We start from the raw sequence: 21,065 nt of genomic DNA, 5'->3' as shown, positions 1-21,065 counted from the left end.
CGCCGCGCAGTGCCAAAGACAAAACGCAGAAGTACAAGTCACTGAAGATAAAATATTAAGTAAATTGGGCGGAAAAACGGCGAATTAGCCCTGCTTTTGCAGACACAGTGTTGACCATTCGCCAACAATCAAATGCTCCACTTCCACAAATCCCTGCGCCTGATACGCGGCTTTTGTGTCTTCGGCTTGCTCGTTCAAAATGCCCGACAGAATGACGTACCCATCTTTGGCACAGCTTTCTCCCATATCCCCAGACAGCGCAATCAGTGGCCCCTTCAGGATATTGGCAAGGATCAGATCATAGGGTGCTTTCTCACGCAGGCGCGGGTGATCAAACCCAGCACAGGTCACAACCTCGATGCGGCCTTCCAGATCATTGCAGGCAACATTGGCGCTTGCGGTGTCCGTGGCCACTTCGTCAATATCGCTGGCCAAAACCACATCTGGCCAAATCTTTGCGGCGCCCATGGCCAAAACCGCCGTCCCACAGCCCACGTCCACAACGTTTTTGCCAACAAACCCCGTTTCCGCCAGATTGTGCAACGCCTGCAAACAGCCTTGTGTGGTGCCATGGTGCCCTGTTCCAAACGCCATCGCGGCCTCGATCAGCAAGGGCACACAATCGGCAGGAATTTTATCCGCATCATGGCTACCATACAGGAAAAAACGCCCCGCCGTGATCGGTGCCAATTCGCGTTTCACTTCAGCCACCCAATCGGTTTCAGGCAGCTCAGACACCGCAAACGGTTTCGCTCCATGCGCCGCGGCCAACAACGCCAATCCAACCTCGTCAGGGGCTTCCACGAAATACACGCCCACTTCCCAGGTTTTGGACCCATCCTCCACTTCAAACACCCCAACACCCGTTGGTTCTGGGATCAGAGTCTCACAGGCATCGGCCAAAGCCTGCGCCTTGGTTTTGTCTTTCAATGTGGTCAGGGCAGTAAATGTCGGCATAAAAACGCTCCATTGGGTTCGCCCCCGCTTAAAACGCTGCACCGCAAGGGTCAAGCCAACCCTCTGCTTCTTCGGTCCTCAAATACTCAAAGGCAAAACCGCAACAAACACCAGTCTTACAATTCGAACACCAATTGCTTGGCCCTTGGGACAAGCTAAAAGTCGCACTTAAATTAGCAGCAGGGTTTTGCTCCACAGCATAAAACAACAAAGCGCCCTCAGCCCAAAGCCCGAGAGCGCTTTAAGTTCAATAAAAGACGGGCGACTTAAACACCAACCCCAATCGGACAGGTCACACCCGTGCCCCCGATCCCGCAATACCCCGACGGATTTTTCGCCAAATACTGCTGGTGATAATCCTCGGCATAATAAAACGTCGGCGCGGGCAAAATCTCTGTGGTGATCGCCCCATACCCTTTTTCGCGCAATCGCGGCGCAAATGCTTCTCGCGTGGCTTTCGCGGTGTCCATTTGCGCATCAGAATATGTGTAAATCCCACTACGATACTGTGTGCCACGATCATTGCCTTGGCGCATCCCTTGGGTTGGATCATGCCCTTCCCAAAACACCTGCAACAACTGTTCATAGGAAATCACGCTTGGATCAAACGTCACCAAAACCACCTCATTGTGGCCCGTATCCCCAGAACAGACTTCTTCATAGGTGGCATTAGGCGTTGATCCCGCTGCATATCCAACGGCGGTAACCCAAACACCGTCCAGCCCCCAGAACATCCGCTCCACGCCCCAGAAACAGCCCATACCAAACATGGCTTGCTCCATGCCTTGGGGCACAGGCCCTTGCAGGGGGCGACCATTCACAAAATGCATCTCCGCCGTAAGAATCGCCGCACTTCGGCCTGGCAAACAATCTGCCGCAGCAGGAACAGTGGTGGGTTTTGAAGAAAAGAACATCTGACATCTCCTATTGAGTTGCCTCAGATGTAGTCCTTTATGGGGCAGATTTCCACCTGCCCCACAGGTCTGTGATATCAGCTTTCTGCAGCTTCGATCTTGTCTTGTGTCTTGGTGTCAAAATCAGACGCGTCATGACGCTCGCGCAATTGCTCTTCCAGCGGTCCAAAGGCGCGGTTCACCATGCGCCCTCGGATCACCGCAGGACGTTCCGCAATCTGATCTGTCCAACGCTGCAAGTTTTTATAGGACTTCACATCCAAAAACTCCCCGGCGTCATACAATTTGCCCTGCGCCAACGCGCCATACCACGGCCATGTGGCCATATCCGCGATGGAGTATTCAGATCCGCCCAAAAACTCCACCTCGCCCAAACGACGATCCAGCACATCCATCTGGCGCTTGGCCTCCATGGAAAAACGGTTGATCGCGTATTCAAACTTCTCTGGTGCATAGGCGTAGAAATGGCCAAAACCACCGCCCAGATACGGCGCGGAGCCCATCAACCAGAACAACCAAGACATGGTCTCAACCCGCTCTGTCGGGTCTTTCGGGATGAATGCCCCAAACTTCTCCGCCAGATACAGCATGATCGACGCACTTTCAAAAACACGCGTTGGTGTTTCTGTAGAATGATCCATCAACGCAGGAATTTTCGAATTTGGGTTCACATCCACAAATCCGCTGCCAAATTGATCGCCTTCGCCGATGTTAATCAGCCACGCATCATATTCCGCACCAGAATGGCCCAGCGCCAGCAACTCTTCGAGCATCACAGTCACCTTCACCCCGTTTGGTGTCGCCAGCGAATACAGCTGCAATGGGTGTTTGCCCACAGGCAGCTCTTTTTCCGATGTTGGTCCTGCTATCGGGCGGTTAATGCTGGCAAACTTGCCCCCACTTTCCGTGTCCCAAGTCCAAACCTTCGGCGGTACATAATCCTCAGACATATTCGTCTCCTTAAATCTTTCGTTGGTCCAAACGTAGTACCGCAGCGCAAAAAGGACAAAGCCCAAATTCAGCACGCAGCGTTCTGTTTTATGCAACGTCCCTCATTAACGTTCTAAAAGGGCATCGGCAAAAAGTCGCTCAACCTAAAATAAGTTTACAATAGCCTCTATTTGCCATTACACTACCCAAAGTTGACTCGCATTCGTCTGTAAAGACTCAAGCAGACACCGCGCTTTTTACTCACTTTATGTGTGCGAGTCGCTCTGGCCCAAATGTCGATTCCACCGTTGGCAGGCTGGGCCTTCGCGGTTTCCACCCCAATGGGGCCGCGCCGTGCGCAGGCGATGTTAGAACCGCCTGCGCACAAATTTATTCCGCCAAAGGCTGCGCCCGCTCTACAATCCTTGCAAACACGGATGCCCCAACAGGGCTCGCCTCATCATCAAAATCATAGGTGGTTTGGTGCAAATACGCGGTATCCCCGTTGCCGATGTAAAAATAGCTGCCCCGCGTTTGCTCCAACATATAGGAAAAATCTTCTGCCCCCATGGTGGGTGGCATATCGCGCACAACGCGGTCCTCGCCCACTATTTCCGCAGCCACATCACAGGCAAACGTTGTCTCTGCCGCGTCATTTATCGTTGCAGGATACCCGTGATTATACTCCAGCCGCGCGTCTCCACCCATCATCGCCGCCGTCTGTTCTACAATTGCTGTCATCCGCTCCAGCACCAGCGCCTTAACCTCCTTGTCAAACGTGCGCACCGTCCCGCCCAGCATCGCGGTTTCAGGCACAACATTATGCGTTGTCCCCGAATGAATTTGCGTCAACGACAAAACCACGGTTTTGATCGGGTCCACATTGCGCGTCACAATTGATTGCAAATTCGTTGCCATGTTCACCGCGATCATCACAGGGTCCACCGTTTCATGCGGGCTCGCTGCATGCCCCCCTGATCCCGTAATGTGAATCTCAAAATCATCCGCCGCCGCCAGTAAGGGCCCAGGGCAGGTTTCAATATTCCCAACAGGCGAATTTGGCAGGGAATGCTGGCCATAAATCTGCGAAATCCCGAACTTCTCAAACAAGCCGTCCTCAACCATATACCGCCCCCCGCCGGACCCTTCCTCGCCAGGCTGAAAGATCAACGCCACACGCCCCGAAAAATTCCGCGTCTCTGCTAGATATTTCGCCGCGCCCAGCAGCATCGTCGTGTGCCCGTCATGGCCGCAAGCGTGCATCACACCCTCTACCGTGCTGGCATATTCCAGCCCTGTTTCCTCTGGCATCGGCAACGCATCCATATCCGCACGCAACCCAATGGTTGGCCCTTCCCCGCGCCCGTTGATGATTCCCACAACACCGCTCACACCGATCTTCTCGTGGATTTCATCCACGCCAAATTCGCGCAGCCGCTCCACAACAAACGCCGCCGTCCCATGGCACTCCATGTCCAATTCAGGATGCGCATGAATATGCCGCCGCCAGCCCTTCATCTCGTCAAAATACTCCGCAATTCGGTTGATCACAGCCATGGTTCATGCTCCTTAGTTTGCACGGACTATCAGGAAGCCAACGCCATGAGTAAAGCCAAATCAGACGCCCTCTGCCTCGACCCAAACGGCGGCTTGCCGCGTCTCTTGGAAATCATGGCCCGCCTGCGTGACCCCGAAACGGGCTGCCCATGGGACATTGAACAAACCTACGCCTCCATCGTGCCCTACACAATTGAAGAGGCTTACGAAGTCGCCGACGCCATCGAGCAAGACAATATGGCCGAACTAGAGGGCGAACTTGGCGATCTCCTGCTCCAAGTGGTTTATTATACTCAAATGGGCAGCGAAGACGGCCATTTCACCTTTGACTCCGTCACCAAAAACATCGCCGAAAAAATGATCCACCGCCACCCCCACGTCTTTGGGGATGAAAGCCGTGATAAGTCCGCCGCTCAACAAACAGCCGACTGGGAAAAGATCAAAGCCGCCGAACGCGCCGCAAAAGGCACGGTAAAAACCCGCACGCTCGACGGCATCGCCAAAAACTTACCCGCCCTCACCCGCGCGGTAAAACTCCAAAAACGCGCCGCCCGCGTCGGCTTTGACTGGCCGGAAACCGCGCAGGTCTTGGATAAAATCAAGGAGGAAGCCGCTGAACTGGTCGAAGCCCGCGACACCCTCCCCCACGACAAACAAGTGGAAGAATTTGGCGATTTAATGTTCGTCATGGCCAACCTCGCAAGACACCTCAAAATCGACCCCGAAGAGGCCCTCCGCTCCGCCAACCGCAAATTTCAACGCCGCTTTGAATACATCGAAGACGCGTTAGAGGCAGGCGGGAAAACGCCAGCGCAATCCAACCTTACAGAAATGGACGCGCTTTGGGATCGGGCGAAAACTGCGGAGTAGTTCTACTCATCTTTGGGCAATACTTTAGGCGGCGTGCAACGTATCAGGGGCGGCAGGCACCATTGAACAGAGATTTCACCTTGAGGAAGCCCTGATAGAACTTCTGGCCCAGCAGCAACGGCTCGCGATAAGATCCAATATCGTAAAGCATCTTCACGCGAGATTCCCCCTACAGACGATCCAATATCAACTGCAGTTTGATACGTCTTATCGAAGGCTTCCATCGTTTCGTCGGTTTTAAAAAAGTCAACTGCATTATCATTGCTTGTAAGGGCTTGAATGCTCGCCTTCATCCAGTCTTCATCACTAGTTGAAAGTGCATGATACGCTTCGCCCTTTGCTAAGTTTGAACGTCCAACGACCTTAGATGAAACTGCGTCCCATTCCCAAGCAAAAGGAAGAAGTATTGACGAAGCAGAATTTTCGATGGGTAATTCACCTCTCTGAAATTCATTAATAATTTCGTCAACAGTTTCTGCGAAAGCAGGTACAGCGAGCGTAGTGTAGGCCGCAAAAACGCAGCTAACTAGTACTTTTCTTTTTACCATTCTCGTCTCCAATATCAGTTTGTTTTTTCTTAACATTCCACGCAAACCAACAAGCAATCATTATTATCCCAATTGAACTAGCCAAGAGTTGAATTAGCATCATCCAATCAAACGATGTACTGTAGACGCTGCTGAAATAGTATGCACTAGCGTCAATAATTTTGTCGCCTTGAGCGCTAGTACCATTAGCAATCTCGGTCAGAAAACCAGTAATTTGTGCACCTACTAAATATCCCAATATCACCGCGATCAGCAAAAGAGCGCCAGGGATTACAAGAAGAAATGGGCTCTTAAACGACTTAAAATTTCCATCTTCAAAAAGCCCAAGAACTCTCGCCCAAGTAAAAATGATACTTCCCAAGCCTCCAGAGGAAAGAGCAGTAATTACGTCAACTTGCGTGCGAATAGAGGACAAAACACTTGTTATTGCTTCCGAAAGAACGACTTCGCTCATGAGTAATTTTTTCTAATACGATCAAACTCTGAACCATTTATTACCATATTTCGAAGCAGTTTCCTAACACTTTCAATTTGCTGTTTGTAAACAGCCTACAAATGCACCAACACATTCAACAACACCCCCGCAGGATCGCGCATAAAAAACCGCCGCACGCCCCAAGGTTCATCCACTGGCCCATATTCCAACGGCATCCCACGCGCTTTGACCTTTTCTAAAACCTCATCCAAATCATCCACCTCAATCGACAGATCAGGCACAGGCGTCCCCGATCCCCCCTCAGATGCCACACTGATCTGCACCGGCGCAGCCACTCCGCCTTTCAAGGTCGCGATCCAGCCAAAATCCATCGCCACATCCAGATCAAACACCTCAGCATAAAAGTCGCGCAGCCCCGCCACATCCGCCGTGGCAACATCCACTACAATCCGCTTCACAACCATCACTTACGCCCCCGCTTCTTCTGGCCAAAAATATCCAAATCCTCAGCCCGCAAACTCAACCAAATCCCAAAGCGTGCCGTACAAATCCTTGAAAACCGCTACCGTCCCATAGGGCTGCACCACAGGATCACGCACAAATTCCACGCCGCGATCACAATAAAGCTTATAATCCCGCCAAAAATCATCCGTGCGCAGAAACAAAAACACACGCCCCCCGGCCTGATCCCCGATCCATTTGGCCTGGTGGTCATCGGATGCCCGCGCCAACACCAGCCCCGCCTGCCCATCCCCTTTGGGCCGCACCACGACCCAGCGTTTGTCCTGCTCGGCCTGATACTCATCCGCAATCAGATCAAACCCCAGCACATCCACATAAAAGGCAATCGCCTCGCCATAGTCGCGCACAACCAAAGCAGTGTGGGCCAACGCCTGATTCATACAAATAACCTCGCGAAAAAGATGGCGCTCATGCCAAAGCCGACGACAATCACGATCCAGCGCACCACATTTTTTGACAGCACCCGCGCCACAGGCGCGCCGGCATATCCGCCCACAGTCGCCGCCACCATCATCACAATCGCTTGGGGCCATTCCACCAAACCACTCACCGCAAAAGCCGCCACCGAAATCGCCGATAGCACAAACGACAATCCGTTTTTCAACCCGTTCATCTCGTGAATGTTCGCCATCCCCCACAGGGAAAACAGCGCCAGCAACACAATCCCCAACCCTCCGTTAAAATACCCTCCATACAGGCTCACGAAAAACAGACCCACCGCCCCAAAGGGCACAAAAGAACGGGATTTCGCCGCCGCATAGTCCCGTATCTGGTCCCCAAACAGAAACACCAACGTGGCCGCCAACAGCAAAAACGGCACCACAAAATTGAACGCTCCATCGCTCGAAACCACCAACAACAGCGCCCCAACCAACCCACCGGCCAGTGTAATCCCCGACAGGCGCAGCGCTTGTTTGCGATCAAACGCCGCCAGTTCATCTTTGAACCCAACCGCCCCCGCCAAATAGCCAGGAAACACCGCAACTGCGCTTGTGGCATTTGCCGCCACGGGGGGCACGCCCGTAAACACCAACGCAGGAAAGGTTAAAAACGATCCACCCCCCGCAATTGTGTTCAAAATTCCGGCAGCAAACGCCGCCACAGCAATCAAAATAGTATCTGTCATAGGCAAGGCATAACGGGTTTTCCCACAAACGGCCAGATTCACAATCAACGCAGAAACCATCTCCTTTTGTGTCATTTTATTATTGTTTTACATTAATAATTTGATATTTAAGATGATGAAAGGATACGCCATGATTCGACAAAACCGAATAATATCACCCAATCTCTGGTGTCTTATGCTCTGTGCTTGCATCTTTTCTGGCACGGCAACTTATGCCGTGCCGCAAACCTTAAACGATTGCGCCATGCGCCCAGATCCGCTTCAGGGCCGCCTTGCCTGCGCCCCAAACTAGGGTCGGTTTCCCTTCTGCGAAAAACCGATTAGCGTGGGGCCAAGAAAAGGAACCATGCAATGACCGAAACACGCAAAATCATCATCGACACAGACCCAGGCCAAGACGATGCCGTGGCCATTCTACTCGCCCTCGCCTCGCCTGAACTGGATGTGCTTGGCATTACTGTGGTGGCCGGCAACGTGCCTTTGCCGCTGACTGAACTCAACACCCGCAAAATTGTTGAACTGTCGGGTCACACAGACGTTCCCATCTTTGCAGGCTGCGTCGAGCCGATGGACCGCAAATTGGTCACAGCAGAACATGTACATGGCCGCACGGGCCTGGATGGGCCAACCCTGCCCGACCCTGAAATCCAGCTGCAACCAGATCACGCCGTTGATTACCTCATCGAAACCCTGCGCAACACGTCCGATGTCACACTTTGCCCGCTTGGCCCGCTCACCAATATCGCAACGGCCCTGACGCGTGCGCCTGACATTGCCAAAAACATTCGTGAAATCGTGCTCATGGGCGGTGGCTATTTCGAAGGCGGCAACATCACACCTTCCGCCGAATTCAACATCTATGTCGATCCAACCGCCGCAGATATCGTCTTCCGCTCAGGCCTTCCCATCACGGTCCTCCCCCTTGATGTCACACACCAAGCCCTCGTGTTGCCCGCCCGTGTCGAAGCTTTTCGAAATTTGCCAAACCGATGCGGCCCCGCCGTGGCCGAACTCACCGATTTCTTCGAACGCTACGACAAAGAAAAATACGGCTCCGAAGGTGCGCCACTGCACGATCCAACCGTCATCGCTTACCTACTGGACCCAACCCTGTTTGAAAGCCGCCACATCAACGTCACCATCGAAACCCAATCCGACCTCACCCTTGGGGCGACCGTGGCGGATTGGTGGCGTGTCACTGACCGCCCTCATAACGCCACATGGGTGCGCAACATAGATGCTGATGGTTTCTTCAAACTGCTGACAGACCGCATCGCGACCCTGCCTTAACCGCTCATTAACCACCCAGAGTCTTCTTCTGGCCAAAAATATCCGCGCCGCAGGCATCCTCAGCTTGCGGCGCTTTCCTTAGGTTTGCGGTTGATCAAAACAATCCCAATGCTCACCAAGATGAGTGCTGCAATAATCCAAACCGACAAATCTTCGCCCAGCATCAACCAGCCGAGCAAGACTCCAAACACAGGGGCCAGAAACCCAAAACTCGCCATATCGCTGGCTGGGTATTTCGACAAAACCCAAAACCACGTCAGAAAGCCAAAGCCCACCACTACGACGGCTTGAAATACCAAAATACCCCAGTGTTCGATACGCAAATCACGCACCTGATCTCCGATCAAATAGGACACGGGCAACAGCACAATCGCCGACACTACCAACTGATACAGCAACTGCATCTCTGGGACGGATTTGTTCATCGGGGTCAACCGCGCCACCAACCCAATAGCCGCCCAGATCATCGCCGCCGCGATGCAGAATATGTCGCCCAGCAACAGGTTCTCCCCCTCGCCGCGCCCATACATCGCCACCACAACCCCAACCATCGCCACGCTCAACCCCAATGTTCGCACAGGGGTCAAACGTTCCGATGGGATCAGGAAATGCGCCGCAATCGTCATCCAAACGGGCATTGTGTAAAACAGCACCGACACCCGCGCGACCGTTGTGTAATCCAACGCCAGAAACATCAGCAGAAATTCCACTGCAAACAGCACACCTGTCAGAATCCCCCACGGCAGGCTGCCATCCGTGATCGACAACCGCCGCCGCAATATCACCGCCAAAGCCAGCACAGGTACAATCGCAAAGGCAGATCGCACACCCGCTTGCATGGCAGGGTGCATGCCTTCGCCAACCAGTTTCACCAAAACTTGGTTCAGCCCCAACAAGAATGAAATAGAAACGAGCAGCACACCGCCCAGCGCGTCAATTCTGTCTTTGCGGTCCATTGCTCTGCCCTTTTTGCGTCAGGCCCACCCTATGGGCCATCCGCATAGGCAACAATGGCTAATCACTCCGCAGGGGCAATCGCGGGGTTCTGACGTGACGGCGGAAACCCAACCATCTTGCCTTGTTTTTCATCCCACAACTTCATGCCCATACACTGCACCACTTTGTCCCAGGTGATCCGATTGGGCGTCAGATCGTTCGTCAATTCCGCATAACATGCGCGCAGTTTATAGCAGGGAATACGCGCGTTCAGATGATGAAGATCATGGAAGCCAGCATCAAACAGGACAAAATTCATCACAGGTCCCAAATCCAGAACACTTGATCCCTGCAAAGATGCCTGTTGGAAATCGTACTCCTCATCCGCTTTCCAATAGGTGAACTCGTAATTGTGGCCCAGATACACGATCAAAACCCCAAAACACGCAGCAATCGCCGTGGACCCAACAAGCACGACAACACCAGGCCAGCCAAACACCGCATAGGCAGCAGCCCACAGCCCGAACATCAATGCGTTTTGCAAGATTACATCCCCAACGCCACAGCGAATACCGTTCTTTGGAAACCGATAGCGCACGAAAAATACCAACAGTGCGCCAATGCCGAACAGCACAAACGGGTGACGAAACGCCCGATACCCCAACTGCTTCATCGGCGAGGCCGCTTCATATTCGGACAACGTCCATGTCATCACCTCATGTGCATCACGATGGGCCAAATCCCCTACCGTCGCATGATGGCGATTGTGATTGTATATCATCGCCTTGAACGAATTCAGTGTGATCGCACTCAGCAAAGTGCCGATCACCATGTTCATCCGTTTGGTCGAAAAGTGCATGTAATGGCCGCAATCATGCTGCGTGATGTAAATGCGAATGATCACACCCGCCAAAAGCGTCATCACCGCCAACCGCACAACCAACACATCATAAAACGCGATGCCCAGCCCCCACAGCCCAAAGAACGCACCCAGCGACACCGCAAAATGCCCAAACGCCACGCGATTGTCGGCTTTCATATATTTAAAGGTACGTTTCCGAAGAGTGTTAGATTGCTCCAATGTCCGAGCCCGCCTATTTTAAAATACGTAATCAACGCGCCATGGAAATACGCGACGCACACTCTACTTAATAGGTTAAGGGCATCATGCGCAATAGTGATGTGAATTTCACTAGAATTGACAAACAAATCAGAACAGGTCTACTTCGTTTAACCTTCATTTTAAGAACAGATAAAACTCAATGCCTTCACCTAAAATCCCGACAAAACCAGATGCCAACGTCCGTGAAATCACTGAAAGCTTTTATCGCGTACGCCGCCTGCTCGGCTATCTTGGCTTTGCGCTGCCACTGGTCCTTATCTTTGGCGCATTGCTCACACGGGCCGAACTGGAACCCTCTATCTCTGATTTCTATCACACGGTCCTGCGTGACGTTTACGTTGGGGTCTTGATCACCATCGGCGTGTTTCTGGTGTCCTACCAAGGCTACGAACGTAAAGAAGGGGAACCGTTTTCCGATAACCTTCTGGCCACATTTGCAGGGATCATGGCCTTTGGCGTGGCGCTGTTTCCCAACGAGACCCTGAACCAAGTGGAAACCACCTTCGCGCAAACGATTATGGGCATCAAAGCCACCAGCCTTGCCCATTACGTCTGCGCCATCCTGTTCCTTTTGTGTTTGGCCGCATTCTGCTTCGTTCGGTTTGCGCAAACCAACAATCCCTCACGGCGCAAAACCTATACGCGGTGCGGCTGGATCATCATCCTCTCGGCGGTTTTCGCCATTGGCTTTTCCGTTGTCAAAGTATCGGGCATCGACCCTTACAAAACCTACGTCGACGATTGGTCCCTTGTCTTCTGGGCCGAAACAGTTGCCGTCTGGGCATTCTCCTATGCGTGGTTAATCAAAGGCCACTTTGATGAGCTCAGCCTGCTCAAACCGCTCAACCTGATCGACCGGTCATGAGCCAAATTCTCAAGGCGCTGGAAAAACACCAGTTCCATATGCAAGATATTTGGGTGTCTGGCGCAAACTTCGCCTATCGCTCCATCGAACCAACGCTCGATGCCCTCCCCCAAGGTGCGCGCGTGCTAGAGGTCGGCTGCGGCGGCGGTATCCTCATGGCCATGCTCTCAGAACGCCGTCCCGATTTGCACTTCACTGGGATCGAACCCTTTGGCGACGGCTTTTCGGGCTTGGCCGAACTGACAGATTTCTTGCGCACCCGTGGAATGACCATCCACAAAACAGGGTACGAGAATTTCAACCCCGATGCGCCTTATGATTTCATCTATCTGGTCAATGTATTCGAACACCTGCCCGATTGGCGGCACTTTCTGCACACCGTGCAAAACTGGCTGGCTCCAATGGGCACTTGTATCATCCTGTGTCCAAACTACGACTTTCCCTTTGAACCGCATTTCAACCGCCCCACCTTTGGCGGCAAAGCGAAAATGGCAAAACGCTTTGCGGACCGCATCGCATTTGTCGAAGAAAAATACAAAATGCCTGGCCTCTGGGACAGCCTCAACTTTGTGAAACTCTCCGCCGTAAAAGCGGAAATCCCCAACACCAACCTGCGCCTAACCATCGATCCCGATATCACGGATCGCATCATCGAGCGGCTGAATTGGGATCAGACCTTTCGCGACAACATGGCCTTTGTGGGGGGCATTGGCAAAGCACTCAAGGCGCTGGGCATCACGCGTCTGCTGCGCACCAAACGTTTGGAACATATGCACCCATACATGTTTCTGACGCTGCAACGCAGCAATCCCTAAACAACCGCATTTTCCCCTGCGTAACCTTGCAAAAAACGCATAGCGGCTTTTCACTTGCATCTCTTGAAGGCGGCCCAATTCGACCGTATTTCTGCAGTGCAGCAAAGAAAAGGAAGATCGAAATGGCTCATGCAATCGCACAGAACACACCTATTCTGACAACCCTGATGTCCGCAGTGAACACAGTTTGGGACGCATTCATCAACAAAATGATCCTGTCTTCCAAGCACGCGCAAATCGTGCAGCTGACCCAAGCCATGAACCGTATGGACAACAACCAACTGGCAGCCATCGGCATCACACGTTCGGAAATTCCTGATTACGCAAGCATGACCATTCGCTTGCACGGCTAAGTATCGCGCTGCGCTCCGCCCTCCCTCGGATCGTACAGCTTATACTTACGCCCAAAAGAACGGCCACACGTCCTCCCCGTGTGGCCGTTTTGCATTTTGGATCGCGCATTGATCAATCCCAAATGCGGGTGGTATAGATCGCCAAACATTTAAGGCGGATCTTATGAACGAACTCCAAATCGCGTCCCTTCTTATTGTCCTTGCGGGCGTATTCGGAGCCATCAATTACCTGTTCTTCAAACTGCCCTCTGCCATCGGCATTCTGGTCGTCGCGCTGCTGGCTTCCCTTGCCGTCATGCTCGGCGATGCGTTTTTCCCTGCCCTTGGCATGCGCGGCACCATCAAAGTGTTTGTCGAAGACCTCGAATTCTCCACCGCTTTGCTCGAAGGCATGCTCGGCCTGCTGCTTTTTGCGGGGGCATTGCACGTAAAACTCGGCGATTTGCGCCAACAGGCATGGGTGGTGATGCTCATGGCCACCATCGGCGTTGGCCTCTCCACTGCCATTGTCGGCTTTACCTTCACCTTCGCGCTGGGCATGCCATTGCTGATCGCACTGGTGTTTGGCGCACTGATTTCCCCAACCGATCCCGTGGCTGTTCTGGGTGTCTTGCGCGAAGCAAACTTACGCAAATCCCTTGAAACCAAAATCGCAGGCGAAAGCCTGTTTAATGATGGTGTTGCATACGTCGTCTTCCTCGTCCTCGTCGGCCTCGCCTTTCCTGCGGCCAACGTAGCGTCCCATGGCGGCGGCGGGTCCGAAGCAACATTTGCCTCCGTCGCTGGCCTTTTTGCCCAAGAAGCATTGGGCGGCGCGGCCCTTGGCGGTATTCTTGGCTACCTCACATTCGCCGTGATGCGCCGCATTGATGATTACCCACTCGAAGTGCTGCTCTCCCTCGGCCTCGCCTTTGGCGGCTACCAACTCGCCGTGTACCTGCACCTGTCAGGCCCGATCATGGCCGTGGTGGCTGGGCTGTTCATCGGCGATGTGGGCGTGAAATACGGCATGTCCAAAGAAACCCGTAAATACCTCGATGCGTTCTGGTCCTTGATAGACGAAATCCTCAACGCGCTGTTGTTCCTGCTGATCGGCGTCGAAGTCTTCGCCGTTGCCTTCAACATCGAAGCCCTCTGGGGCGGCTTGCTCGCCATCGTCGTCGCCCTCATCGCCCGCTTTGCCGCCGTGGTGGTGCCGATCATGATCCTCAAACCATTCAAATCCGAACCCAAAGACGTGATCCCGATCATGACCTGGGGCGGCCTAAAAGGCGGCATCTCCGTCGCCCTCGTCCTCACCCTGCCCGACAATGAATGGAAACCCATCATGCTAACGATGACCTACATCGTGGTCCTGTTCAGCATCATCGTCCAAGGCCTAACGATCGCGCCACTGGCACGGCGATTGGGGCGGGAGCCTGATTTGTTATAAATCCTTATACGTGAAGTCGGAAAAGAGACAATCCGTGTAAATCCTATGCAATCCAGGATCACATCTCTATAGTCCAACCAATCTATTTCGCTCTACTCCACCTTTTGGTTCATACATGAACGACCTTTCACACTCCGAAGCCCTAAGCGTTCTCTCGTCAACGATTGACGTCACGCACGACGGTCTCAGTCAGTTCAGCGCGCAAATTGGTGATATGGATCGGCTTCCCGCGTTGTGGTGGAACGACGTCCCAGTCTGGCTGACACCCATGTCCGACCTGCGGACAGACCATCATTGGCCCATCGTATCTTGTGGCGCAAACAGAATTGCGATTGTCCGCCCATCCCAGAACGATGCGTTTGAACTGTCTACAGACGCCATTCGCACGCTTTTCAACTCCTCGACAGACGGCGTCTTGACCGATGCAGAGTTCACCCTCTTGTTGGATTTATCCGCTGGGCTCAGCTTAGAAGACAGCGCAACAAAAGCAGCCATAACGACCGCTACACGGCGCAAACAACTTCAAAGCATCTTCAAAAAACTTGGCGTGAAAAGCCAAATTGAATTGTTCAGCCTGTCCAGCACCAAGTTTCAGATCCTGCGAGACACCCTGACCAGCACGCTCGATGGTCACAAAGATACGTGGAGCAGCTATCAAGATTTTTTGCCCAGTGGCATTCGATGCGGCACCGTAAATCACGCAAACGGACATACCGTGCGCTACCTTGATATCGGGCCCCTCACAGGCAAACCTGTGATGGTTTTACACTCCATGGTGTTCCCCAACATCTCTGCCAAAGATGTGGCCCTGTTTCACACGCTGGGTTGGCGCACCCTTTGGCCAATCCGTACGGGCTGCCTTTGCGTGCAAAAGGAACGCTCAGTGTCATGGCAAGATCACTGCGACACCGCCGTAAACGACATTGAAGCCTTGCGACAAACCGTAACCGAAGACGCTGTCCCGCTGATCGCTTTGGTGTCTTCGGGTGCATATGCCACGGAATATGCACGGAAATATCCAGACTACGTTTCCGAAATTGACTACGTGGCCACCTGTTTTTCCGCAGGAAAAAACAAAACACGCGACGCCTATTTTGGGGATTTCCTGACCCGTAATTTCAAACGAAACGGCGGCCTTGCGCTGCTGGCCGCACGGCATATTTTGTCGGGGCTCCGCAAACAAAGCAGCGTTGAAAAAACACTCAAACGTATCTTTGGCGAAAGCACACCCGATCAGGCGCAACTAAAATCCGACTTTGCATCAAATGCCCGCGCAGAACGGCTGATGTTTGCGATCCACAATTCGATCGACTCCATGAAATATGATTACCTGTCGCAGATCCACTTTTCCTGGCATCGCGCCAAAGCTCTATTGATGCCTAAAACCTTTTGGCATGGGGAAGATGACGTTGTGCATCACCAAGATGACTTGATTGCCCTTGCCGAAACCGTGACAGGCACAAAACCCAACATAATTCCAAACATGGGCCACCTGACTCAAGGAGAGCCGTTTAGACGGACAATGCAACTCATTGCAGCGACGTACCCCAAATAGGGTAAGCGGGCACAATCCCAGTTTTACTAATTTTCAGGTCAATGCGATCCTTTGAAAACAGCAGCATGCGATTTTCAAAGGAGCCTTCATGTCTATTTCAAAATTTGTTTCATCAGCACTCATTTCTGCGGCGCTAGTCGTGTCAACAGGGGCCGCTTTTGCGGATCCGAAACCGAAAAACGGCAAACGGGTTTCGGCAGCAACAATCAAACAGCTTTATGCGGGCAAAACACAGATTTGGTCCAAAGGCGGCATCTACTTCGCCGCAAACGGGGCCATGCGGGAAGTCTGGGAAAAGAGCATCGGACAAGGTACTTGGAAAGTCTCCAAGAACGGCGATCTGTGCAAAACCGTATTTTACATCAAGGGCGGTCAGGCGAGCCCGAACAAAAATTCCAAAGGCGACAATTGCACCTGGCACCTCCAGACCAGTGATGGGTCTATTTGGGTCAACGACCATTCCAATAAATCCAAAGCAGAACGTAAAAACGAATGGTGGCAGATTGTCGGACCAAACGGCCCGTCAAAAAACCTAAAATCAGGCAACAAGATTGCCAAATCCTATGCCCGAGTGGCCCGCACAGAGGGTCTTAATCGCGGCGCCGTCGCAGCAGAGGCATCTATGAAACCAATCAAAACATCTGGTGACTTCGTGTCATCAGTTGTGGGCAAAAAGCTGTGGGTCACCAAAAAGAACCACCTGACTTACAACGCAGATGGAACTTATAGCGGGCAATGGAACGGTCGCAAATTCAGCGCCACATGGAAATGGAAAGGGTCCTATCTCTGCCGCGTTCTCGATGGGCAAAAGAAAGAAGTGTGCCAGTCATGGAAAGGCAATGGGACATTTTTCAAAGGCACATCTGACAAAGGCAAAGGCAGCTACTGGTACATGGGCCCCAAAAATAAGGTATAGTCTCAATACATTTTCAACCCAAAACGGCGGGCAGAGCAATCTGCCCGTTTTTTGGTTTCAGGGTCAAAACCACCACATTTGGCGGAAATTACCCTCGCAGGATAAGCCTGCACACAAACACCACCACCCCCGTTACCGTTATCCACTTGCACCCTTCTGCTCACCCGCTAAAACCGCCACATGGATCGCACAACACCCACCATCATTCAACGCTGCGAGGCTGCGGGCCTGCGTATGACCGAGCAGCGGCGTGTGATTGCGCGGGTCTTGCAAAACAGCACCGATCACCCCGATGTGGAAGAGCTCTACGCCCGCGCCGCGGCACAAGACGCCAGCATTTCCATTGCCACCGTCTATCGCACCGTAAAACTGTTCGAAGAAAGCGGCATTCTGGAACGGCTTGAATTTGGCGATGGCCGCGCCCGCTACGAAGACGCAGAGCGCGATCACCACGACCACCTGATTGATCTGACCACAGGCCAAGTGATTGAATTCGTCGATCCTGAAATCGAAGAACTGCAAGAACGCATCGCCGCCAAACTCGGCTACACCCTGCGCGGTCACAAACTGGAGCTTTACGGCGTCCCGAAGGACAAAAAGTGAGCCGCCCACCCGCCTCTGACACCTTGCGCGCCATTGCGTTGATGGTGCTGTCCATGGCCACATTCGCCACCGCTGACAGTTTTATCAAACTCACCTCCGCCCACCTGCCCGCGTCCCAAGTCCTCGCGGCACTCGGCGTGGGGGGCACAGCGGTGTTTGCCATCATCACACGAGCCAAAGGCATCCCGCTGGTCTCGGCACGCATCTATCACCCTGCCGTGCTGGCGCGCGCCATATCTGAAATCGTCGCCACCTGCGGCTTTCTCATGGCGCTGACCCTGCTCGATTTCTCCGTCGCCTCCTCCATCCTCCAAGTGGCCCCTCTGCTCGTCACTCTCGGCGCGGCCATTCTATTACGCGAAAATGTCAGCTGGCGGCGCTGGTCCGCGATTTTCGCTGGCCTCATCGGTGTGCTGGTGATCCTGAACCCCACTGGCACCGACACCAACCTACTCGAAGCAAATCCAGCAGGCGCTGTCCTCGCGCTGGTCGGTGTAACAGGATTGGCAGGGCGGGATTTGGCCACGCGTTTTATCCCCAAAGACGTGCCAAACCTGCAAGCAGCCACATGGGGCTTTGCCGCCGTTATCGCTGCGGCCGCAGTGCTGGCGTTTTTTGGCGATGCTTGGGTCGTTCCCACCACCACGGCATGGATCTTGCTGGTCGGGCTCATCACCTTTGCCTGCGTTGGCTACTTCGCCGTCACCGCCGCCATGCGCATTGGCGATGTGTCTGCCGTTGCACCGTTTCGGTATTCGCGCATTGTCTTTGCCTTCATCCTGTCCGCAGTAATCTTCGGTGAAACCCTGACACCACGCATTCTGTCCGGGGCCGCTATCATTGTTGCAGCTGGGCTCTACGTCTGGCTGCGCGAAAGCCAAAAACAAAAAACACCCACTGAAACCCAATCCTAGGCCAGTTTTCGTCGCTTTTGCGGCGGCACAGCCCCCACCCCCGAGACATAAAGCCCCAACCCCTTCAATCAGACGCTTAACCACGTTAAACGACAGCAACGCTTTTAAAAGAGGTCCCAATGCCTGCAATTATCGAAATCACCGCCCGCGAAATCCTTGACAGCCGTGGCAACCCAACAGTCGAAGTTGACGTTCTATTGGAAGATGGCACATGGGGCCGCGCTGCGGTTCCATCGGGCGCTTCCACAGGCGCACACGAAGCGGTTGAACTGCGCGACGGCGACAAAGACCGTTACCTTGGCAAAGGCGTGTTGAAAGCGGTCGATTCCGTAAACGGCGAAATCGCAGAAGCCCTGATCGGCTATGACGCCACACGCCAATTGGTGATCGACAATGTGATGCTGAAACTCGACGGCACTGAAAACAAATCCCGCCTCGGGGCAAACGCCATCCTTGGCGTGTCTATGGCCGTGGCCAAGGCTGCCGCTGGCTCGCTCAACCAATCACTCTACCGCTACATCGGCGGCACATCCGCGCGCATGTTGCCCGTACCAATGATGAACATCATCAACGGCGGCGAACACGCGGATAACCCGATTGATATCCAAGAATTCATGATCATGCCCGTCTCCGCGAAAAACATCCGCGAAGCGATCCGCATGGGCGCTGAAGTGTTCCACACTTTGAAAAAAGAACTCTCCGCCGCAGGCCACAATACAGGTGTGGGTGATGAAGGCGGCTTTGCCCCGAACCTCAACTCCACCACGGATGCGCTCGATTTCATCATGAAATCCATCGAAAAAGCAGGCTACAAACCGGGCGAAGACATCTACCTCGCGCTCGATTGCGCGGCCTCTGAATATTACGAAGACGGCATCTACAACTACAAAGGTGAAGGCAAAAAACTCTCCTCTGCCGAAAACGCCGATTACCTCGCCAACCTCGTGGACACCTACCCGATCATCTCAATCGAGGACGGCATGCACGAAGACGATTGGGACGGCTGGAAATCCCTCACAGACAAAATCGGCGACCGCTGCCAACTCGTGGGCGACGATCTGTTTGTGACAAACACCAAACGTTTGGAACAGGGCATCGCCAACGGCTCAGCCAACTCGATCCTTGTAAAGGTGAACCAAATCGGCACGCTCACCGAGACTCTCGAAGCGGTCGATATGGCCACTCGCAACGGCTTTACCTCTGTGATGTCCCACCGCTCAGGTGAAACCGAAGACGCGACCATCGCGGATTTGGCCGTCGCCACCAACTGTGGTCAGATCAAAACAGGCTCCCTCGCACGCTCTGATCGGCTCGCAAAATACAACCAACTGATCCGTATCGAAGAAATGCTCGGCGATGTGGCACTCTACGCTGGGAAATCTGTCTTGCGGGGATAGGAATTATTGCGGATGCGGTCTTGGCCGCATCCGTTACTTCAACATACCCGTACGAAGCTTTGCCAAACCCGTTTGCAGATCCGTCAACACCGCGTCGTGCTGATCCGCTTCAACCCGTCCACTATGGCCAATAACAATCGTTTCCGCATCCTGCAAAAACCAAATCTGACACCGAACCATCGCGCGGCTCGCTTGGACAAATTTACGGCACAAATGCCCGCCTTCGTTATTTCCAGCACCGACAAATTCAGGCCTTTGGGACAGTTCCTCAACCCGCTCGACCCACGAAACAGTGCCTCCATATCGGGGCCGCGTGAACATTGATTGCGACACCACCATCATCTGCGACAGTCCGTCAATATCCATCTTCGATGCTGGTGTAACCCACATCTGATCCGCAACAATGGGTGTTTGGCCTTGGTCCGCCAACGCACACAACACAATCAAATCCTCTTTGTCTTTTGATCTATTAGAATAGCGTAGCTGCGATTGCCCCGACTTCTTAAGAAACCGCAGCAGCGTTTTATGCTGACGCTCTATTACATAAATGTCCTGCCCAATCTGGACGGCAATGTCGTTCTGGGTACATGTGGACGACGGAACGTATTGCGCAATGGCACCATACCCGATCACTGCAATCACTGGGACGATAACGAACAGACTCTGCGCAATAGGGCCAAACCCAATCCCGCGCCGCCCTGGTAAAATGCATGCACCAAGGATGGCCAACGCCCACGCGCCCCCCAGCATCCCAACACCAAAGTACTCAAGCAGCAGGAACATGACGCCCAAACCTTCATATCCCCCACCTGTGCTCCACAGCGCCCAAATGCCATAGCCCACAAACGAAACCATCGGCAGTGCCAAGATCGGCTTGAACCGTTCGAACAGCAAAACACAGAACGCGCAAAATGCGAAAATTGCGCAAAGAACGGCAAGCTCAACAAACGTGTCTGACAGTGGAAACATTTCATAACCCTTTGCGACTAGGCGAATTCAATTTACA

The 21,065-nt window shown here is 53.2% G+C and carries 23 protein-coding genes; 11 read left to right on the top strand and 12 right to left on the bottom strand.

What is annotated here, in order from left to right; all coding sequences use genetic code 11:
* Positions 1-84: 84 nt before the first annotated feature.
* The 4 genes from QBD29_RS05245 to QBD29_RS05230 all read right to left on the bottom strand — a co-directional run bounded on the left by QBD29_RS05245 (position 85) and on the right by QBD29_RS05230 (position 4,358).
* The gene (locus QBD29_RS05245) at positions 85-957 is read right to left on the bottom strand and encodes a 50S ribosomal protein L11 methyltransferase (protein WP_280100262.1); all 873 of its coding nucleotides are present in this window, start codon (positions 955-957) and stop codon (positions 85-87) included.
* 266 nt (positions 958-1,223) lie between these two features.
* The gene (msrA, locus tag QBD29_RS05240) at positions 1,224-1,871 is read right to left on the bottom strand and encodes a peptide-methionine (S)-S-oxide reductase MsrA (protein ID WP_280100261.1); all 648 of its coding nucleotides are present in this window, start codon (positions 1,869-1,871) and stop codon (positions 1,224-1,226) included.
* Positions 1,872-1,948: 77 nt separating this feature from the next.
* The gene (yghU, locus tag QBD29_RS05235) at positions 1,949-2,821 is read right to left on the bottom strand and encodes a glutathione-dependent disulfide-bond oxidoreductase (protein WP_280100260.1); all 873 of its coding nucleotides are present in this window, start codon (positions 2,819-2,821) and stop codon (positions 1,949-1,951) included.
* Positions 2,822-3,191: 370 nt separating this feature from the next.
* Positions 3,192-4,358 carry a M20 aminoacylase family protein gene (locus QBD29_RS05230; protein WP_280100259.1) on the bottom strand — a complete coding sequence of 389 codons (1,167 nt, stop codon included), beginning with the start codon at positions 4,356-4,358 and terminating at the stop codon, positions 3,192-3,194.
* Between the two features lie 45 nt (positions 4,359-4,403).
* On the opposite strand from QBD29_RS05230, the gene mazG reads away from it, so the two are divergent.
* Entirely contained in the window at positions 4,404-5,228 is an 825-nt protein-coding gene (gene mazG, locus QBD29_RS05225) for a nucleoside triphosphate pyrophosphohydrolase (RefSeq protein ID WP_280100258.1), read from the top strand.
* A gap of 2 nt (positions 5,229-5,230) precedes the next feature.
* Here mazG and QBD29_RS05220 read toward each other — a convergent pair whose 3' ends face one another.
* From QBD29_RS05220 to QBD29_RS05200, 5 genes are all read right to left on the bottom strand, one after another.
* Entirely contained in the window at positions 5,231-5,776 is a 546-nt protein-coding gene (locus QBD29_RS05220) for a hypothetical protein (protein ID WP_280100257.1), read from the bottom strand.
* Complete coding sequence (locus tag QBD29_RS05215; protein ID WP_280100256.1) at positions 5,751-6,230, bottom strand: hypothetical protein; 480 nt, start codon at positions 6,228-6,230, stop codon at positions 5,751-5,753. Before QBD29_RS05215 ends, QBD29_RS05220 begins: the two co-directional genes overlap by 26 nt.
* 95 nt (positions 6,231-6,325) lie before the next feature.
* The gene (locus QBD29_RS05210; protein ID WP_280100927.1) at positions 6,326-6,676 is read right to left on the bottom strand and encodes a VOC family protein; all 351 of its coding nucleotides are present in this window, start codon (positions 6,674-6,676) and stop codon (positions 6,326-6,328) included.
* A gap of 42 nt (positions 6,677-6,718) precedes the next feature.
* Positions 6,719-7,114: a VOC family protein gene (locus tag QBD29_RS05205; protein WP_280100255.1), complete on the bottom strand. Its 396-nt coding sequence runs from the start codon at positions 7,112-7,114 to the stop codon at positions 6,719-6,721.
* The gene (locus tag QBD29_RS05200) at positions 7,111-7,935 is read right to left on the bottom strand and encodes a sulfite exporter TauE/SafE family protein (RefSeq protein WP_347936309.1); all 825 of its coding nucleotides are present in this window, start codon (positions 7,933-7,935) and stop codon (positions 7,111-7,113) included. The genes QBD29_RS05205 and QBD29_RS05200 overlap by 4 nt, the downstream gene beginning before the upstream one ends.
* Positions 7,936-8,211: 276 nt before the next feature.
* Here QBD29_RS05200 and QBD29_RS05195 point away from each other — a divergent pair, with 276 nt between their 5' ends.
* Positions 8,212-9,150 carry a nucleoside hydrolase gene (locus QBD29_RS05195; protein ID WP_280100254.1) on the top strand — a complete coding sequence of 313 codons (939 nt, stop codon included), beginning with the start codon at positions 8,212-8,214 and terminating at the stop codon, positions 9,148-9,150.
* 59 nt (positions 9,151-9,209) lie between these two features.
* Here the strand turns inward: QBD29_RS05195 and QBD29_RS05190 are convergent, their stop codons facing one another.
* Together QBD29_RS05190 and QBD29_RS05185 are read right to left on the bottom strand one after the other, a co-directional pair.
* The gene (locus tag QBD29_RS05190; RefSeq protein WP_280100253.1) at positions 9,210-10,106 is read right to left on the bottom strand and encodes a DMT family transporter; all 897 of its coding nucleotides are present in this window, start codon (positions 10,104-10,106) and stop codon (positions 9,210-9,212) included.
* A 62-nt stretch (positions 10,107-10,168) separates the two neighbouring features.
* Positions 10,169-11,125 carry a fatty acid desaturase gene (locus tag QBD29_RS05185; protein WP_280100252.1) on the bottom strand — a complete coding sequence of 319 codons (957 nt, stop codon included), beginning with the start codon at positions 11,123-11,125 and terminating at the stop codon, positions 10,169-10,171.
* A gap of 223 nt (positions 11,126-11,348) precedes the next feature.
* On the opposite strand from QBD29_RS05185, the gene QBD29_RS05180 reads away from it, so the two are divergent.
* The 9 genes from QBD29_RS05180 to eno all read left to right on the top strand — a co-directional run bounded on the left by QBD29_RS05180 (position 11,349) and on the right by eno (position 20,059).
* Entirely contained in the window at positions 11,349-12,074 is a 726-nt protein-coding gene (locus QBD29_RS05180; protein ID WP_280100251.1) for a hypothetical protein, read from the top strand.
* The gene (locus QBD29_RS05175) at positions 12,071-12,889 is read left to right on the top strand and encodes a class I SAM-dependent methyltransferase (RefSeq protein ID WP_280100250.1); all 819 of its coding nucleotides are present in this window, start codon (positions 12,071-12,073) and stop codon (positions 12,887-12,889) included. Before QBD29_RS05180 ends, QBD29_RS05175 begins: the two co-directional genes overlap by 4 nt.
* Before the next feature lie 122 nt (positions 12,890-13,011).
* Positions 13,012-13,242, top strand: coding sequence for a hypothetical protein (locus tag QBD29_RS05170; protein ID WP_280100249.1), 231 nt, complete (start codon positions 13,012-13,014; stop codon positions 13,240-13,242).
* 163 nt (positions 13,243-13,405) lie between these two features.
* A complete protein-coding gene (locus QBD29_RS05165; protein WP_280100248.1) occupies positions 13,406-14,674 on the top strand; it encodes a sodium:proton antiporter in 1,269 nt (422 codons plus the stop codon).
* A gap of 115 nt (positions 14,675-14,789) precedes the next feature.
* Positions 14,790-16,229, top strand: a complete 1,440-nt coding sequence (locus QBD29_RS05160) for a hypothetical protein (RefSeq protein ID WP_280100247.1) — start codon at positions 14,790-14,792, stop codon at positions 16,227-16,229.
* An 88-nt stretch (positions 16,230-16,317) separates the two neighbouring features.
* Positions 16,318-17,145 carry a DUF995 domain-containing protein gene (locus QBD29_RS05155; protein WP_280100246.1) on the top strand — a complete coding sequence of 276 codons (828 nt, stop codon included), beginning with the start codon at positions 16,318-16,320 and terminating at the stop codon, positions 17,143-17,145.
* Positions 17,146-17,325: 180 nt separating this feature from the next.
* Complete coding sequence (locus tag QBD29_RS05150; RefSeq protein ID WP_280100245.1) at positions 17,326-17,748, top strand: Fur family transcriptional regulator; 423 nt, start codon at positions 17,326-17,328, stop codon at positions 17,746-17,748.
* Complete coding sequence (locus QBD29_RS05145) at positions 17,745-18,662, top strand: DMT family transporter (protein ID WP_280100244.1); 918 nt, start codon at positions 17,745-17,747, stop codon at positions 18,660-18,662. Before QBD29_RS05150 ends, QBD29_RS05145 begins: the two co-directional genes overlap by 4 nt.
* Before the next feature lie 119 nt (positions 18,663-18,781).
* Positions 18,782-20,059 carry a phosphopyruvate hydratase gene (gene eno, locus QBD29_RS05140; protein ID WP_280100243.1) on the top strand — a complete coding sequence of 426 codons (1,278 nt, stop codon included), beginning with the start codon at positions 18,782-18,784 and terminating at the stop codon, positions 20,057-20,059.
* A 33-nt stretch (positions 20,060-20,092) separates the two neighbouring features.
* On the opposite strand, the gene QBD29_RS05135 is transcribed toward eno, so the two are convergent.
* Positions 20,093-21,028, bottom strand: a complete 936-nt coding sequence (locus tag QBD29_RS05135) for a hypothetical protein (RefSeq protein WP_280100242.1) — start codon at positions 21,026-21,028, stop codon at positions 20,093-20,095.
* Positions 21,029-21,065 lie beyond the last annotated feature (37 nt).

The organism is Amylibacter sp. IMCC11727, from assembly GCF_029854195.1.
Classification (GTDB): Bacteria; Pseudomonadota; Alphaproteobacteria; order Rhodobacterales; family Rhodobacteraceae; genus Amylibacter.
Note: the sequence above shows the minus strand (reverse complement) of the source record. Positions and strands in the feature narration are given on the sequence as shown.

What these genes read in the sequence shown, in the direction of transcription:
- QBD29_RS05160 (WP_280100247.1), top strand. Translation starts at nt 14,790, where the DNA reads ATGAACGACCTTTCACACTCCGAAGCCCTAAGCGTTCTCTCGTCAACG.
- yghU (WP_280100260.1), bottom strand. Translation starts at nt 2,821, where the DNA reads ATGTCTGAGGATTATGTACCGCCGAAGGTTTGGACTTGGGACACGGAA.
- QBD29_RS05200 (WP_347936309.1), bottom strand. Translation starts at nt 7,935, where the DNA reads ATGACACAAAAGGAGATGGTTTCTGCGTTGATTGTGAATCTGGCCGTT.
- QBD29_RS05165 (WP_280100248.1), top strand. Translation starts at nt 13,406, where the DNA reads ATGAACGAACTCCAAATCGCGTCCCTTCTTATTGTCCTTGCGGGCGTA.
- msrA (WP_280100261.1), bottom strand. Translation starts at nt 1,871, where the DNA reads ATGTTCTTTTCTTCAAAACCCACCACTGTTCCTGCTGCGGCAGATTGT.
- QBD29_RS05245 (WP_280100262.1), bottom strand. Translation starts at nt 957, where the DNA reads ATGCCGACATTTACTGCCCTGACCACATTGAAAGACAAAACCAAGGCG.
- mazG (WP_280100258.1), top strand. Translation starts at nt 4,404, where the DNA reads ATGAGTAAAGCCAAATCAGACGCCCTCTGCCTCGACCCAAACGGCGGC.
- QBD29_RS05170 (WP_280100249.1), top strand. Translation starts at nt 13,012, where the DNA reads ATGGCTCATGCAATCGCACAGAACACACCTATTCTGACAACCCTGATG.
- QBD29_RS05185 (WP_280100252.1), bottom strand. Translation starts at nt 11,125, where the DNA reads ATGAAAGCCGACAATCGCGTGGCGTTTGGGCATTTTGCGGTGTCGCTG.
- QBD29_RS05220 (WP_280100257.1), bottom strand. Translation starts at nt 5,776, where the DNA reads ATGGTAAAAAGAAAAGTACTAGTTAGCTGCGTTTTTGCGGCCTACACT.
- QBD29_RS05180 (WP_280100251.1), top strand. Translation starts at nt 11,349, where the DNA reads ATGCCTTCACCTAAAATCCCGACAAAACCAGATGCCAACGTCCGTGAA.
- QBD29_RS05175 (WP_280100250.1), top strand. Translation starts at nt 12,071, where the DNA reads ATGAGCCAAATTCTCAAGGCGCTGGAAAAACACCAGTTCCATATGCAA.
- QBD29_RS05215 (WP_280100256.1), bottom strand. Translation starts at nt 6,230, where the DNA reads ATGAGCGAAGTCGTTCTTTCGGAAGCAATAACAAGTGTTTTGTCCTCT.
- eno (WP_280100243.1), top strand. Translation starts at nt 18,782, where the DNA reads ATGCCTGCAATTATCGAAATCACCGCCCGCGAAATCCTTGACAGCCGT.
- QBD29_RS05150 (WP_280100245.1), top strand. Translation starts at nt 17,326, where the DNA reads ATGGATCGCACAACACCCACCATCATTCAACGCTGCGAGGCTGCGGGC.
- QBD29_RS05190 (WP_280100253.1), bottom strand. Translation starts at nt 10,106, where the DNA reads ATGGACCGCAAAGACAGAATTGACGCGCTGGGCGGTGTGCTGCTCGTT.
- QBD29_RS05210 (WP_280100927.1), bottom strand. Translation starts at nt 6,676, where the DNA reads ATGGTTGTGAAGCGGATTGTAGTGGATGTTGCCACGGCGGATGTGGCG.
- QBD29_RS05205 (WP_280100255.1), bottom strand. Translation starts at nt 7,114, where the DNA reads ATGAATCAGGCGTTGGCCCACACTGCTTTGGTTGTGCGCGACTATGGC.
- QBD29_RS05135 (WP_280100242.1), bottom strand. Translation starts at nt 21,028, where the DNA reads ATGTTTCCACTGTCAGACACGTTTGTTGAGCTTGCCGTTCTTTGCGCA.
- QBD29_RS05230 (WP_280100259.1), bottom strand. Translation starts at nt 4,358, where the DNA reads ATGGCTGTGATCAACCGAATTGCGGAGTATTTTGACGAGATGAAGGGC.
- QBD29_RS05195 (WP_280100254.1), top strand. Translation starts at nt 8,212, where the DNA reads ATGACCGAAACACGCAAAATCATCATCGACACAGACCCAGGCCAAGAC.
- QBD29_RS05155 (WP_280100246.1), top strand. Translation starts at nt 16,318, where the DNA reads ATGTCTATTTCAAAATTTGTTTCATCAGCACTCATTTCTGCGGCGCTA.